General features: G+C 72.3%; 7 protein-coding genes and 1 pseudogene. 7 read left to right on the forward strand and 1 reads right to left on the reverse strand.

Annotation, left to right across the window (positions count from 1 at the left end; all coding sequences use genetic code 11):
• Positions 1-621 precede the first annotated feature (621 nt).
• From CRP51_RS03250 to CRP51_RS03265, 4 genes and pseudogenes are all read left to right on the forward strand, one after another.
• Positions 622-1,581 carry a Gfo/Idh/MocA family protein gene (locus CRP51_RS03250; RefSeq protein ID WP_245880323.1) on the forward strand — a complete coding sequence of 320 codons (960 nt, stop codon included), beginning with the start codon at positions 622-624 and terminating at the stop codon, positions 1,579-1,581.
• Between the two features lie 2 nt (positions 1,582-1,583).
• On the forward strand, positions 1,584-2,912 hold the full coding sequence (rfbH, locus tag CRP51_RS03255; RefSeq protein ID WP_097229377.1) for a lipopolysaccharide biosynthesis protein RfbH: 1,329 nt from the start codon (positions 1,584-1,586) through the stop codon (positions 2,910-2,912).
• Between the two features lie 61 nt (positions 2,913-2,973).
• Positions 2,974-4,191, forward strand: coding sequence for an aminotransferase class I/II-fold pyridoxal phosphate-dependent enzyme (locus CRP51_RS03260; protein ID WP_097229378.1), 1,218 nt, complete (start codon positions 2,974-2,976; stop codon positions 4,189-4,191).
• A gap of 87 nt (positions 4,192-4,278) precedes the next feature.
• Positions 4,279-4,767 (forward strand): annotated as a pseudogene (locus CRP51_RS03265) (helix-turn-helix domain-containing protein); the annotation flags it as partial.
• A gap of 498 nt (positions 4,768-5,265) precedes the next feature.
• Here CRP51_RS03265 and CRP51_RS03270 read toward each other — a convergent pair.
• Entirely contained in the window at positions 5,266-6,912 is a 1,647-nt protein-coding gene (locus CRP51_RS03270) for an MFS transporter (protein ID WP_097229380.1), read from the reverse strand.
• Between the two features lie 88 nt (positions 6,913-7,000).
• On the opposite strand from CRP51_RS03270, the gene CRP51_RS03275 reads away from it, so the two are divergent.
• From CRP51_RS03275 to CRP51_RS03285, 3 genes are all read left to right on the forward strand, one after another.
• Positions 7,001-7,627: a TetR/AcrR family transcriptional regulator gene (locus tag CRP51_RS03275; protein WP_097229381.1), complete on the forward strand. Its 627-nt coding sequence runs from the start codon at positions 7,001-7,003 to the stop codon at positions 7,625-7,627.
• A gap of 186 nt (positions 7,628-7,813) precedes the next feature.
• Positions 7,814-8,566, forward strand: coding sequence for a thioesterase II family protein (locus tag CRP51_RS03280; RefSeq protein WP_097229382.1), 753 nt, complete (start codon positions 7,814-7,816; stop codon positions 8,564-8,566).
• Positions 8,567-8,668: 102 nt separating this feature from the next.
• On the forward strand, positions 8,669-16,223 hold a 7,555-nt coding region (locus CRP51_RS03285), incomplete at its 3' end, for an SDR family NAD(P)-dependent oxidoreductase (protein ID WP_439333110.1).

Raw genomic sequence — 16,223 nt, forward strand, 5'->3', positions numbered from 1 at the left:
GCCCGCGACCGGGCCAATGGGGCCGCCCCAGCTAGGGGTTGACCAGGTGTACCCCGCCTTCTACGCTCGGCGCCGAACTTCGGGAATCCCCGAGTCACGATCCGGCCCACACGTATACCGAGGTGGTGAGATGCCAGGGGCACGCCTGCCGAACGCGGCATCGCCGCCGTTTCTTCTCCCACCAACGCACAAACGTCCTGACGTTTTTCCTTACCATTTTCCTTTCAGCCCGGCGAGGGGCCGTCCGGTAATTCCGGCTCTCTTCGGTGTGGTCGCGGACGGGACTTCGCCCACAGACACGCGGCGTGTACCCGTGCGGCGGTGTGACACCGGTCCGCCGGTCTTCCGGCCGGTCCCTCTCCGCAGGGCTGGCGCCCCGCGCGCCCGTTGACCCCACCCGCCACGTCGTCTCTCCCCAGCCGCGTGGTGGCTCGAATCGATGAGGACGCCGTCAGCCACGACGTCATTCCCGGAGGACTACCGGTGGCTCACACTCGGCCAGCTGACGGAACCGCTGGCGCACGACAACCACACGCACGTCAGGCCCAGGACGCCGGTCAGCCCGGCGTCGCCGGTGCCGGGGACGCCCCCGGCGAGGAGCGGGGGCCGGTCAGGGTCGGGGTGCTGGGCTGTGCCGGTATCGCCTGGCGGCGCACCCTCCCGGCGTTCGCCGATTCCCGTCAGGCCGAGGTCGTCGCCGTCGCCAGTCGCGACCCCGGCAAGGCCGCGCGGTTCGCCGAACGCTTCGGCTGTGACGCCGTGACCGGCTACGAGCGGCTCCTCGACCGCCCCGACGTGGAGGCCGTCTACCTCCCGCTGCCGACGGGCCTGCACGCCGAGTGGTGCGAGCGCGCGCTGCGGGCGGGCAAGCACGTCCTGGCCGAGAAGCCGCTGGCCACCACGGCCGAGGAGGCCGGGCACCTGGCCCGGCTGGCCGGCGAACGGGGACTCGTCCTGCGGGAGAACCGCATGTTCGCCCACCACACCCAGCACGAGACGGTCGCGAAGCTCCTCGCCGACGGCACCCTGGGCGAACTGCGCGTGTTCAGCAGCACGATGGCCTTCCCTCCCCTCCCCGCCACGGACGTCCGGTACCGGCCGGAGCTGGGCGGCGGCGCCCTGCTGGACGCCGGGTACTACCCGATCCAGGCGGCGCTTCTCCTCGTCCCCGGGGAGCTGGAGGTGCTCGGCGCCGCGCTGCACCGGGACCCGGCGAGCGGCGTGGACGTGCGCGGCAGCGTGCTGCTGGGCACGTCCGACGGCGTCACGGCACAGCTGACTTTCGGGTTCGAGCACAGCTACCGGTCCAGCTACGAGCTGTGGGGCAGCCAGGGCCGGCTCACCCTGGAGCGGGCGTTCACGCCGCCGCAGGACTGGCGGCCCGTTCTCCACATGCGGTGGCAGGACCGCGCCGAGGACCTCACTCTGTCCCCCTGCCACCAGTTCCTCGCCGCGATCGACGCCTTCGCCGCCGCCGTGCGCGTCCCCGACCCCCAGCAAGAGCGAGAGCACCTGCGAACGGCGGTGCGCGGCGCCGAGCTGGTGGACGCCGTGCGGGCCCAGAACCGAAACCGGGAGTAATCATGGCCGAGCGCGCCACCGAGACCATCGCCGCGGAGACCAAGGACGCAGTTCTGGAGCTGGTCCGCGCCTACGACAAGGAGTTGGCCCAGGGCCGGGAGTTCCAGCCGGGCATCACCCCCGTCCTGCCGTCCGGCGCGGTGCTCAGCGCCGACGACCGGGTGGCGCTGGTGGAGGCCGCCCTCGACATGCGGATCGCCGCCGGGGTCTCCTCCCGGCGCTTCGAACGGCTCTTCGCCCGCACGCTGGGCCTGCGCAAGGCCCACCTGACGAACTCCGGTTCGTCAGCCAACCTGCTGGCGCTGGCCGCGCTGTGCCAGCCCGAGCTGGGCGACGCCCGGCTCGTGCCGGGCGACGAGGTGATCACGGTCGCCGCCGGCTTCCCCACCACGGTCAACCCGATCGTGCAGAACGGTCTGACGCCGGTCTTCGTCGACATCGACCTGGACACCTACAACACCACGCCGGACCTGATCAGAGCCGCGATCGGCCCCCGCACCCGGGCGATCATGATCGCGCACGCGATGGGCAACCCGTTCCCCGCCGAGGAGATCGCCGCTCTCGCCGAGGAGCACGGGCTGTTCCTGGTCGAGGACAACTGCGACGCGGTCGGCAGCACCTACCGGGGCCGTCTCACGGGCGGCTTCGGCGAGGTCAGCACGGTCAGCTTCTACCCCGCCCACCACATCACCGCGGGTGAGGGCGGCTGCGTCCTGACCGACAACCTCGTGCTGGCGCGCGTCGTCGAGTCACTGCGCGACTGGGGCCGGGACTGCTGGTGCGAGCCGGGCGAGAACGACACCTGCCACAAGCGGTTCTCCTACCAGATGGGCGAACTGCCCTTCGGCTACGACCACAAGTACATCTTCTCCCACATCGGTTACAACCTGAAGGCGACCGACGCCCAGGCGGCACTGGCCCTGACGCAGCTGTCCCGGCTTGAGGACTTCGGCGCCGCGCGACGCGCCAACTGGCGGCGGCTCAGGGAGGGCCTGGACGGGCTGCCGTGGCTGCGCCTGCCCCAGCCGACCCCGGACAGCGACCCCAGCTGGTTCGGCTTCGTGATCACCCTCACCGACGACGCGCCCTTCAGCCGCAGCGACATCGTGAACTTCCTGGAGTCGCGCCGCATCGGAACCCGGCTGCTCTTCGCCGGGAACCTCACCCGCCACCCGGCCTACCTCGACCGCGGGTTCCGTGTGTCGGGCGAACTGACCAACTGCGACGTGGTCACCGACCGCACGTTCTGGGTGGGCGTCTATCCGGGCATCACCAGTGAGATGACCGACTACATGGTCGCCTCGTTCCGGAAGTTCGTCAGCGAGCAGTAGTCACGGCCGTAAGCCGCGTCAGCCAGACCGACCACTCCAGACCGACCAGTGAGGTAACGCCATGGCCGTCTCCCCCCACGACCTCGCGATCCTGGGCGGCTCCCCCTCCTTCGCCGAACCGCTGCACGTCGGGCGCCCGAACATACCCGACGAGCGGCGGGCGATGGAGCGCATCCAGCAGGCGATCGACCGTCGCTGGCTGACCAGCTTCGGCCCCCTGGTCAAGCAGTTCGAGCACGACCTGGCCGCGCAGGCCGGCGTCAGACACTGCGTGGCCACCTGCAACGCGTCCATCGCGCTCCAGGTGCTGCTGCGCGCCTCCGGCCTGCGGGGCGAGGTGCTGATGCCTTCCTTCACGTTCATCGCCACCGCGCACACCCTGCAGTGGGAAGGCATCACCCCGGTCTTCTGCGAGATCGACGAGGCCACGGGCAACATCGATCCCAAGCACGCCCGCCAGCTGGTCACCGAGCGCACCACCGGGATCATGGGCGTGCACCTGTGGGGGCATCCCGCACCGACCGAGGAGTTGGCGGCGCTCGCCGAGGAACACGGCCTGCGGCTGTTCTACGACAGCGCGCACGCCATCGGGAGCGCCCGCAACGGACGCCCGGTGGGGTCGTTCGGTGACGCCGAGGTGTACAGCTTCCACGCCACGAAGTTCATCAACTCCTTCGAGGGCGGCGCGATCGTCACCGACGACGACGAACTGGCCGAGCGGGTCCGTTCCATGCACAACTACGGGCGCGGAGAGGGCGAGTACGTCGCCTCCATCGGCACCAACGCCAAGATGACCGAGGTCGCCGCGGCCATGGGCATCACCTCGCTGGAGAACATGCCGCAGCTGATCGAGGTCAACCGGGAGCGCTACGAGCACTACCGGGCGGGCCTGGACGGCGTCCCCGGCATCTGGCTGCGGCGCCCGCTCCCCGAGAACAGCGTCAACCACCAGTACGTCGTGTTCGAGGTCGACGAGGAACGTGCCGGGCTCTCACGCGACGACCTGGTGGCCATGCTGGTGGCAGAGAACGTGCTGGCCCGCACACACTTCCACCCCGGCTGCCACCGCACCGAGCCGTACGTACGGGACCAGGCCAGGCACGCGCCGCTGCCGCTGCCGCACACCGAGGCACTCAGCGGCCGGATCGTCATGCTGCCGACCGGGACCGGGGTGACGACGGAGGACGTCGACACGGTCTGCGGCCTGATCCGGCGTGCCGTCGCCGACGCCCCCTCCGTCCGCGCCGCCGCCCGCGCGCGGGCGGCCTCCTCCTGGTGATCTGAGTCGGAGTTCTTTCGTTGGTCGGGTGTGAGTCGTCCGGGTCCGAAGATTCCGCCGTTGTCGGTGACCGATGCCCAGCGCGCCGTGCTGGAGGGCTGGCTGCGTCGTCGTTCGACGGCTCAGGCTCTGGCCCAGCGGTCGCGGATTGTGCTGGAGTGCGCCGAGGGGCACTCGATCACGGAGGTGTCGCGCCGGCTGCGGGTCACCGCGGACACGGTCCGCACCTGGCGGCGCCGCTTCCTCGAACGGGGCCCGGACGGCTTGTGCGACGACCCGCGGCCCGGCGTCCCGCGGAAGATCACTGACGCGGACGTCGAGCGCGTCACCGTCAGGACGCTGGAGGAGACGCCGAAGAACGCCACCCACTGGTCGACGAGGTCGACGGCGGCGGCCACGGGCATGTCGCAGTCGACGATCTCGCGGATCTGGCGGGCGTTCGCCCCGGCACCGCACCGCTCCCAGCCGGTGTTGCCGATGATGCCCGGCGTTCCTGAACGCCGCGGCCACGACTACGTCCGCGCCGGCACCACCACCCTCTTCGCCGCCTTGGAAGTGGCGACCGGCAAGGTCATCAGGTCCTGGCTCGCCGACTGGAACGAACACCCCAGCCCCTTCGTCTGGACGAAGACCGCCGACGAGATCCTCGACCAAGTCGCCGCCTACTGCCGACGCATCTCTGACTCAGATCACTAGGCCCTGTCCGCCGGATCATGTGGCCTTCCGACCGGTCGCTCGTTGATTCGGGCATGGGTCGGGGGGTCTGACGCATCGCGAGTGGTCGTTACTGAAGCCGCGTCTGCCGCCTCTGGGCGGCCGGGGTGGCCGGGCGCTGGCCCCGGACGCCGGGCCCGGGCGGCAACGGCGAGCGCGCGACGGGCGTACTCCAGGCGGCAACCCCGGGCAGCAGACGCGGGCAGGCGCCCCGGGCGACGGCTGCTTGGGCCCCCGGGGCGTCCCGGGCCCCGGACACGGCCACGCCCGACCAGGCCGGCCTGGTCGGGCGTGGGGTCTTCGGGTGGCTCCGCGTCCGTGCCCTGACGCGGAGCCGGTCACCGACGTGAGGGGGTGACCTCAGCGGTGTTCAGCGGTCCGCTGGTCCGCCGGGGGCACGGCGACCGAGCCGTCTCCGTGGTCCACCGAGCCGTCTCCGTGGTCCACCGGGGGGGCGCCCTTCTCCGCCGCGGGGACGCCCCGCAGGGCGAAGGCGGCCAGCAGCGTGGCTCCCAGGAGGAGCACCGCGCCGACGACTGCGGCGAGGTTGAAGCCGTTGGTGTAGGCCTCACGGGCCGCCGCGAGCAGCTCCTCGGCCATCGGGCCTGGCAGTGAGGTGGCGACGTGGACAGCGCCGGCCATCGTCTCTCCGGCGGCCTCGGCGGCTTCGGCAGGGATGCCCTCCGGCAAAGACTCTTCGATGTCGTTGCGGAAGACCGCCGTGCCGATGCTGCCGAGGACCGCCATACCCAGGGCGCCGCCCAGCTCGGTGCTGGTCTCGGAGAGCGCCGAGACAGAACCGGCCTGGTGCGAGGGCGAGATGCCCAGCGCGATGTCGACGACCTGGGAGAGCACACCGACCACACCGCCGCCGAGCACGCCGGCACCGGCGAGCAGGACCCACAGTGAGTCGGTGCCGACCTGGGTGAGGACGACGAAGCCGCCGGAGGCGACGAAGAAGCCGGTGACGATGACCGGCCTGCGGCCGTAGGCCTGTGCCGCCGCCGCCGCGAGCGGAGCGCCCATCAGGACCGCCACCGAGGGCAGCAGGCTCCACAGCGCCGCCTCCAGCGCGGACTTGCCGAGCACGGACTGGAGGTACTGCGCGGTGAAGTACGCCTGCCCCATCATCGCGAACATGATCAGCGAGTTGAGGACCATGACCGCGCTGAAGCCCGAGTTGCGGAAGAGCGCCGGGTCGACCATGGGGTGGCGGTAGGTGCGCTGCCGGTAGACGAACAAGGCGACGAAGCCGAAGCCCACCAGCATGCTCACCAGGTAGGTCAGCTCGAAGCCCTCGGCGGCGAACTCCTTGAGCGCGTAGACGATGGGCAGCACGGCCGCCATCGACAGCGGGACGCTGATCAGGTCGAACTTGCCGGAGTCCGGGTCACGGAACTCGGGGACCAGCAGCGGCACGGCCACCAGCAGCAGGACCATGGCCGGCAGGTTGATGAGGAAGACCGAGCCCCACCAGAAGAACTCCAGCAGCATGCCGCTGAGCACGGAGCCGAGCGCCACGCCACCGGCCAGCGCGCCGGACCAGATCGCGATGGCGGTCGAACGCTGCTTCTCGTCACGGAAGATGCGTCGCACGAGGCTCAGCGTGGACGGCATCAGGGTGGCACCGCCGATGCCGAGCAGGGCGCGGGCCGCGATGAGCATCTCGGGGTTGGTCGCGTAGGCCGCGGCGAGGGATGCCAGCCCGAAGGCCGTGGCCCCCAGCAGCAGCAGCTTGCGCGGGCCGATGCGGTCACCGAGCGAGCCCATGGTGATCAGGAGGCCCGCGATGATGAACGCGTAGATGTCGAAGATCCACAGCTGCTGGGTGCTGGTGGGCTCCAGGTCGGCGCTGAGAGCCGGGATGGCGAAGTAGAGGACCGAGACGTCCATCGACACCAGCAGCAGCGGCAACAGGAGGACGGTGAAGGCCGTCCACTCGCGCCGACCGGCACGCGGTGGGGGAGCGGAAGGACCCGATGGCGAAGGCACGGTGGCGTCTGTCATGCCTGCCAATATACACACGTCTTAAACGTCTGTCTAATACGCCTGTCTAGGCAGCCCGTCTTATACATCCGTGCAGTACGCTGCTTGCATGGGAGCTCGTGACGATCTACTGGAGGGCGCGAAGCGCTGCCTGCTGGACAAGGGGTATCTGCGCACCACCGCACGTGACATCGCTGCGGCGTCCGGCGCCAACCTGGCGTCCATCGGCTACCACTACGGGTCCAAACAGGCGCTGATGCGCCAGGCCCTGCTGGAGGCGATGGGCGACTGGGCAGAGGACATGCAGCGCGCTCTGGACGCCGAGCTGGCCCCGGACATCGATCCGCTGGTCCGACAGGAGCACAGCTGGCAGCGCGCCGTGGAGTTGCTGGAGGAACACCAGTCCCTGTGGCGGGCGCAGTTCGAAGCCCTGGTCCAGACGGACGAGGACCCCGAGCTGCTCACGGCGCTGCGCGCCGTGCAGCCTGAGGCACGCCGTGCGCTGGCAGCACTGTTCCTAGGAGTACAGGAGGAGCATCTCGGGCCCGAGGACGAGCGAGTGCTGGGCGCATTCTATATGACTCTCGTGACCGGGCTGCTGGTGCAGTACGCGGTCGGTCTGGGCGACAACGCGCCCACGGGAAGCGAGTTCGCCCGGGCACTCCGCCGGTTCACCGGCGATCTCGGCATCGCGTCCCAGCGGGAGGACGCCAACGCCCCCAGTGGGGCGACCTGACCGGAGCCCCTCCCCCGGCAGCCGGGGACTCCCGACCACCGCCCGTGCGCTACGCGCGTCAGAGCTGACGGCTCCCGGTGTGGCTACGCCCCACGCCGGGGGCGTTAGGGGTTGGCAGCCGGGGCGACGCCGCTCACCATGGCGGCGACTTGGCAGGCCGGAGACCAGGACGGAAGCGGGTAGACAATGTCGGACACCGTTGACAGCGAGCTGTGGGTGCGCCGGTTCCACCCGGCCCCCGACGCGAAGGCCCGGGTGGCGTGCTTCCCGCACGCCGGGGGCGCCGCCAGCGCCTTCTACGCGCTGTCCGCCGCGCTGCATCCGGAGATCGAGGTCCTCTGCCTCCAGTACCCGGGCCGCCAGGACCGGCGGACCGAGGAGCCGCTCACCGACCTGCGGACCCTGGCCGAACACTCCTTCCACGCCCTGCGGCCCTGGCGGCAGGAGCCGCTGGCGCTGTTCGGGCACAGCATGGGATCGGCCGTCGCCTTCGAGGTCGCCCTCCGGATGGAGGCCGAGAGCCAACCGCCGAGCGTCCTGGTCGCCTCGGGCCGCCGCGCCCCCGGCCTGGGCGGCGGGGAGAACGTGCACCTTCGGGGCGACGAGGGAATCATCGACGAGCTGCGGAACCTCAGTGGCACCGACTCCCGGCTGTTGGACGACCCCGAGATGCGGGAGGCGCTCCTGCCCTCGATGCGCGCCGACTACCGCGCCATCGAGACCTATGTCTGCGAGCCAACGCTCCGTCTGAGGACCCCCGTCGAGGTCTTCATGGGCGACTCCGACTCCCAGGTGACGCCCGACCAGGCGCGGGCCTGGGCCGCACACGCCTCCGGCGCCTTCGGTCTGCGCTGGTTCTCCGGCGGCCACTTCTACCTCAACACCCGGCACACCGAGTTCGTCGACCAGCTCTCCGAGGTCGTGCGGGCACACTCCTGACCTGCCGCGCGTCCGTCCCGGTCGAACCGTCGGGGCGCACCGCGGCGCCCCGGGCCCCTAGGGGGCGATAGGGGTATGTCCCCCGGCGGGGGAAGTGGTGAAGTGCGCCGCATGAGCGAGCCCGAAGACCTCATTCCGAAGTCGGCAGACGACGCGAGGGGCAGCAAGGCCGCCCTCTCCCAACGACTCGCCGACCTGCCCGCCACGGCGCGGGAGGACCTCCTCGTCGATCTCGTGTGCACGCACACTTCGGCGGTCCTGACGGCGATCGACCAGGAACCGCCGAGCGGCTCGGGAGCCGACCTCACCTTCCAGGAGCAGGGCTTCGACTCGCTGGCCGCCGTGGACCTGCACGACCGCCTGACGCGGGCGACCGGGCTCGATCTGCCGGTGACGCTCGTCTTCGACTTCCCCACGCCGCGCGCCGTCGCACGCCTCCTGGAGAACGGACTCCTCGGCGAGAGCGCCGCGCCGGCCCCCCGGGCGACGGCCACGCCCGGTGCCCCCGTGCCGTCCGACGAGCCCATCGCCATCGTCGGCATCGGCTGCCGCTTCCCGGGCGGGGCGACCTCGCCCGACGGCCTGTGGCAGCTGGTCGCCGAGGAGCGGCACGCCCTCTCCCCGCTGCCCACCGACCGCGGCTGGGACGTCGAAGGGCTCTACGACCCCGACCCGGGCAAGGCCGGCAAGAGCTACGTGCGCCACGCCTCCTTCCTCGACTCGGCCGGGGAGTTCGACGCGGACTTCTTCGGCATCAGCCCGCGCGAGGCGTCAGCGATGGACCCGCAGCAGCGCCTCGTCCTCGAACTGTGCTGGGAGGCGCTGGAGCACAGCGGACTCAACCCGCAGGCGCTGCGCGGCAGCAACACCGGGGTCTTCGTCGGTGCGGAGCCGCAGGAGTACGGCGTCCGGCTCTTCGAGGCGCCCGACGGGCTCGACGGCTACCTCCTCACCGGCACCTCCCCCAGCGTGGTCTCCGGCCGTGCCGCCTACGCGCTCGGCCTTGAGGGCCCCACCCTCACCGTGGACACCGCCTGCTCCGGCTCCCTGGTGGCGATGCACCTGGCGTGCCAGTCCCTCCGCCAGGGCGAGTCCACGCTGGCCCTGGCCGGCGGCGTCGCCATCATGGGCAACCCCGGGGTGCTGACGGCCTTCAGCCGCCAGCGCGGACTCGCCCCCGACGGCCGCTGCAAGCCGTTCGCCGCGGCGGCCGACGGCACCGCCTGGGGCGAGGGCGCGGGCGTCCTCGTCCTGGAGCGGCTCTCCGACGCGCGCCGCAACGGGCACCGCGTGTGGGCCGTCATCCGTGGCTCCGCCATCAACCAGGACGGCGCGAGCAACGGGCTGACCGCCCCCAACGGCCCCTCCCAGCAACGCGTCATCGAGCAGGCGCTCGCCGTCACGCGGCTGTCCCCCGCCGACATCGACGTCGTCGAGGCCCACGGCACCGGCACCACCCTGGGCGACCCGATCGAGGCCCAGGCGCTGCTCGCCACCTACGGCCAGCACCGTCCCGAGGACGGCAGCCCGCTGTGGCTCGGCTCGATCAAGTCCAACATCGGGCACACGCAGGCGGCGGCCGGAGCCGCCGCCGTCATCAAGATGGTCATGGCGATGAGGGAGCGGCGACTGCCGAAGTCCCTGCACGTCGACGCCCCCACCCCGCACGTCGACTGGTCCGCCGGCGCGGTGGAGCTGCTGAGCGAGGCACGTCCCTGGGAGCCGGGCGACCACCCGCGCCGAGCGGGCATCTCCTCCTTCGGTATCTCCGGCACCAACGCCCACCTGATCCTGGAGGAGGCCCCCGAGGAGGAGCCCGCCGAGGCCGCCGAACCCGCCGAGGCCCCCGGCCCGGCCCTGCCCGCGACGCCGCTGGTCGTGTCGGGGAAGACCCCGGACGCCCTGCGCGCCCAGGCGTCCCGGCTGCACGCGCACCTGACCGGGCAGCAGCCGGACCTCGCCGAGGCGGGGCACGCCCTGGCGACGACGAGGGCCGCCCTGGAACACCGCGCGGTGGTCCTCGCCGAGGACCACGGGGCCGCCCTGCGGGCCCTGAGCGCCCTCGCCACCGGCCAGGACACCGTCCCCGGCCTGGTCACCGGGGACGCGCACGGGACCAGGGGCAAGACCGCGTTCCTCTTCTCCGGCCAGGGCAGCCAGCGGACCGGCATGGGCCGTGAACTGTACGAGACGTTCCCCGTCTTCGCCGAGGCGCTCGACGCGGTGACGGCCCACCTCGACCCGATGCTGGAACGCCCGCTGCGCGAGGTGATGTGGGAGGAGGCGGAACGCGAGCGGCTGGAGCGCACCGAGTACACCCAGCCCGCGCTCTTCGCCTTCGAGGTCGCCCTCTACCGTCTGCTGGAGTCCTTCGGCCTCCGGCCCGACTACGTCGCCGGCCACTCCGTCGGCGAGATCGCCGCCGCCCACGTCGCGGGCGTGCTCTCCCTGGAGGACGCGGCCGTCCTGGTCAGCGCCCGCGCCGGTCTGATGCAGGAGCTGCCGGCGGGCGGCGCCATGATCGCCGTCCAGGCCACAGAGGAGGAGGTCCTCGCCCTGATCGGGGACCGCGAGGACGTCGCCGTCGCCGCCGTCAACGCCCCGAACGCCGTGGTGATCTCCGGCGCGGAGGAAGCCGTCCTCGGGATCGCCGGACAGGTCGAGGGCAAGACCACGCGGCTGCGGGTCTCCCACGCCTTCCACTCCCCCCTCATGGACCCGATGCTGGAGAAGTTCCGGCGCGTCGCCCGGGTGCTCTCCTACGCGCCCCCACGGATCGCGCTGGTCTCCCACGTCACCGGGAAGCTCGCCACCGCCGACGAGGTGTGCGACCCCGAGTACTGGGTGCGCCACGTGCGGGAGGCCGTCCGGTTCAGGAACGGCGTCGAGACCCTGGAGAACGCCGGCATCGCCACGTTCCTGGAGGTCGGCCCCGACAGCACCCTGACCACCCTGGCGAGGGCCACCCTCACCGGGGAGGCCCTGGCCACCCCGTCGCTGCGGCGTGACCGGCCCGAGGCCGCGGAGCTGCTGTCCGCCCTGGCCCGGGTGTACACGGCCGGCGCCGAGGTCGACTGGCGGCCCACGTTCCCCGCACGCACGCGACCGCCGGCCGCGTTGCCGACCTACGCCTTCCAGCGGCGCCACTACTGGCTGCGGGGCACCGAAACCCCCAGGGACACCGCCGGCTTCGGCCAGGTCCCCGCCGGGCACCCCCTTCTGGGCGCGGCCGTGGCCCTGCCCGGGTCCGGCGGGATGGTGCTCACCGGCCGGCTGTCGGTCGCCGCCCACCCCTGGCTCGCCGACCACGCCATCCTCGACACCCTGCTGTTGCCGGGCACCGCACTCGTCGAACTGGCCGCGCACGCCGGTGAACGCACCGGCTGCCCCCAGATCGAGGAACTGACCCTCCAGGCACCCCTGGTGGTGCCCGAACAGGGCGGAGTCGCCCTCCAGGTGCTGGTGGGCGGCCCCGACGAGACCGGCCGGCGCACCGTCGAGGCTCACTCCCGCCCCGACAACGCCCCCGAGGACGCCCCCTGGACACGGCACGCCACCGGCGTCCTCGCCCCCGGGCAGCCAGCGACGCCCGCCCCGGGCGACAGCACGGCGGCCTGGCCCCCGCCCGGCGCCACCCCCGTCGACACGTCCTCCCTCTACTCCCGCCTCACCGGGCAGGGCTACGGATACGGCCCGGTCTTCCAGGGCGTGCGGGCCGCCTGGCTCCACGGCGACAGCGTGTTCGCCGAGGTCGCGCTCCCGCCGGAGGCCGCCGCTGAGGCCGCCGACTTCGGGCTGCACCCCGCGCTGCTGGACTCCGTCCTGCACAGCGCCGACTTCCTCGCCTCCGCCGCGTCCTCGGGCGACGGCCAGGCCAGCATCCCCTTCGCCTGGTCAGGGGTGCGGCTGCACGCCCGGGGCGCCGCCACCGTGCGGGCCCGCGTCTCCCCCGTGGGCGACCAGTCCGCCGGCGAGTCCCTGACGGTGGAGATCACCGACACCAGCGGGGCGCCCGTCGCCTCCGTCACCAGCCTGGTCTCCCGCCCGGTCCCCGCCGAGGCGCTGCGCGTGGACGCCGGGCACCCCGTGTACACCGTCGAGTGGCAGCGCCTGGCCGCCCTGCCCTCGGCCGCCCCCGCCTCCCCCTGGGAACTGGTCCAGACGGCCGCCGACCTGGCGGCCCCCGACTCCGCCACCGGAACGGCGCGGCTCCTGATCGCCGAGTGCCTCACCGGCACGGAGGGCTCCGTCCCCGAACGGCTGCGCTCCGTCACCTCCCACGCCCTCGCCCTGCTCCAGGAGTGGACCGCCGGCGAACGTCACCCCGACGACCGCCTCGTCCTGGTCACCCGGGGCGCCATGGCCGTCACGCCGGGCGACGTGGTCCCGGACCCGGTCGCGGCCGCCGTCTCCGGCCTGGTGCGCTCCGCCCAGGCCGAGCACCCGGATTCCCTCGTCCTCGTGGACGACTCCGCCGCCCTGCCCACCCCGCCGGAACGGCTGGCAGCCGCCGTACTCGCCACGGACGAGCCGGAGTTCGCCCTGCGGGACGACGCCGTGTGGCTGCCCCGAGCCGTCCGCCTGCCCGCCCCCGAGACCGCAGGCACCCCGTGGGAGACCGGCACCGTGCTCGTCACCGGCGGCACCGGTGGCCTCGGCGGCCATGTGGCCCGCCACCTGGTGGCCGAGCACGGCGCCCGGCACCTGCTGCTCGTAAGCCGCAGCGGCCTCGCGGCCCCCGGCGCCTCCGCGCTGGTCAGGGACCTCGCCGAGGCGGGAGCCGAGGTCCGCGTCGAGGCGTGTGACGTCTCCGACCGCCAGGCCCTCGCCGAGCTGCTCGCCGGCATAGCCCCCGAGCACCCCCTGACAGGCGTGGTGCACACGGCGGGCGTGCTGGACGACGGCCTGCTCGCCAGCCTGACCCCCGAGCGCCTCGACACCGTGCTGCGGGCCAAGGCGGACGCCGCCTGGCACCTGCACGAACTGACCGAGGAGCTGGACCTGTCGGCGTTCGTCCTGTTCTCCTCGGTGGCCGGCCTGCTGGACGCCCCCGGACAGGGCAACTACGCCGCGGCCAACGCCTTCCTCGACGCGCTCGCCCACCACCGCCACGCACGCGGCCTGTCCGCGCAGTCCCACGTGTGGAGCCTGTGGACGGGCGACGAGGGCATGGGAGCGACCCTCAACGCCACCGACGTCCAGCGGGTCGACCGCTCGGGTCTTGAGGCGCTGTCGCCCGCCGACAACCTCGCCCTCTTCGACCGGGCGGTGGCCACCGGGGACGCGGCCGTCGCGCTGACCCTGCGCGTCGACGCCACCGCCGTCCGCGCCCGCCCCGACGGCGTCCCGCCGCTGCTGCGCACCCTGGTCCGCCCCGCCCTGCGCACCGTCGTCAACGGGAACACGGACGCGGCCACCACGGCGGCGGCAAGCGGCACGCCGTTCGCCCGCCGCGTGGCCGAACTCCCCGAGCCCAAGCGCGAACGTTTCGTCCTCGACCTGGTGCGCTCCCACGTCGCCACCGTGCTGGGGCACGAGGGGCCGGACGCCATCGCGCCGGCCCGGGCGTTCCAGGAGCTGGGCTTCGACTCGCTGGCCGCGGTCGAACTGCGCAACCTGCTCAACACCGCGACCGGGCTGCGGCTTCCGCCCACCCTCGTCTTCGACCACCCCAACTCCGGCGCGCTCGCCACCCACCTCGTCAACAGCGTCGTGGGCACCACACCGAGCGCCCCGTCCGTGCCGACGGCCACGCCGGTCGACGACGAGCCGCTGGCCATCGTGGGCATGAGCTGCCGTTTCCCGGGTGGGGTCACCTCCCCCGAGGAGCTGTGGCGGCTGGTCGCAGAGGAACGCGACGGTATCTCGTCGTTCCCCGAGGACCGTGGCTGGAGCATCACCGACCTCTACGACCCCGAGCCGGGCACACCCGGCAAGAGCAACACCAGGGAGGGCGGCTTCCTGCACGAGGCCGCCGAGTTCGACGCCGGCTTCTTCGGGGTCAGCCCGCGTGAGGCCCTGGGCATGGACCCGCAGCAGCGGCTGCTGCTGGAGACGTCCTGGGAGGCGCTGGAGCGCGCGGGCATCGACCCGAAGTCGGTCCACGGCAGCCGGACCGGTGTCTTCGTCGGCGTCATGTACCACGACTGGGCCACCCGGTTCGGCGGCCAACTGCCCGAGGACATCGCCGGCTACCTCGGCAGCGGCAGCCTCGCCAGCGTCGTGTCCGGACGGGTCGCCTACACCCTCGGTCTTGAGGGCCCGGCGGTCACCGTGGACACCGCCTGCTCCTCCTCACTGGTCGCCATGCACTGGGCCATCCAGGCGCTGCGGAACGGTGAGTGCTCGCTGGCCCTGGCCGGCGGCGTCACCGTGATGGCCACGCCCGACACGTTCGTCGACTTCAACAGGCAGCGGGGGCTGGCCCCCGACGGCCGCTGCAAGTCGTTCGCGGGAGCGGCCGACGGCGTCGGCTGGTCGGAGGGCGTCGGCGTCCTCGCGTTGGAGCGGCTGTCGGACGCGCGGCGCAACGGGCACGAGGTGCTCGCGGTGATCCGCGGCTCTGCGGTCAACCAGGACGGCGCGTCCAACGGCCTGACGGCCCCCAACGGCCCCTCCCAGCAACGGGTCATCGAACAGGCCCTCGCGACCGCAGGTCTCACCGCCGCCGGCATCGACACCGTCGAGGGCCATGGCACGGGCACCACCCTGGGTGACCCGATCGAGGCGCAGGCTCTGCTCGCGACCTATGGTCAAAACCGGCCGGAGAACGGTGAGCCGCTGTGGTTGGGTTCGTTGAAGTCGAACATCGGTCACGCGCAGGCGGCCGCGGGTGTGGGTGGCGTCATCAAGATGGTGATGGCGATGCGCCACGGCGTGATGCCGAAGACGCTGCACCTGGACGAGCCGTCGCCACACGTGGACTGGTCGGCCGGCGCGGTGGAGCTTCTCACCGAGGCGCGGGAGTGGGAGCGTAACGGCCGTCCGCGTCGGGCTGGTATCTCCTCGTTCGGGCTCAGTGGCACCAACGCGCATGTGATCGTGGAGGAGGCGCCCGAGGTTGAGGCGCCGGCCGAGACCGAGGTTGAGGCCCCTGAGTCCGGGGCCGAGGCCGAGGCGGGCTCTGGGTTGGTGGCGGTGCCGTGGGTGGTGTCGGCCAAGTCAGCGGAGGCGTTGCGGGCGCAGGCGGGGCGGTTGGTGTCGTTTGTGCGTGAGCGTCCGGGGTTGGAGCCGGTGGATGTCGGCTACTCCCTGGTGACCACGCGTGCGTCCTTCGAGCATCGGGCCGTGGTGGTCGGTGGTGACCGTGAGGAACTGCTCAGCGGTCTGGAGGCCGTGGCTGCCGGAGGCGTGACCGCTGGTCCCTCCACAGGTCCCGTGGCGTTTGTGTTCTCGGGTCAGGGGAGTCAGCGTCTGGGGATGGGGCGGGAGTTGTATGACTCCTTCCCGGTGTTCGCTCGGGCGTGGGATGAGGTTGTGGACCTGTTGGACGAGCAGCTTGAGCTGCCGTTGCGGGAGGTCGTCTGGCCCACCGGGGACACCGAGGACACCGAGGGTGTCGGGGGTGTGTTGGATCAGACGGTGTATACGCAGACGTCTGTCTTCGCGTTCGAGGTGGCGCTGTTCCGGTTGTTGGAGTCGTTCGGGTTGCGGCCTG

The sequence above is a fragment of the Streptomyces zhaozhouensis genome (assembly GCF_900230195.1).
GTDB classification, from domain to species: domain Bacteria; phylum Actinomycetota; class Actinomycetes; order Streptomycetales; family Streptomycetaceae; genus Streptomyces; species Streptomyces zhaozhouensis.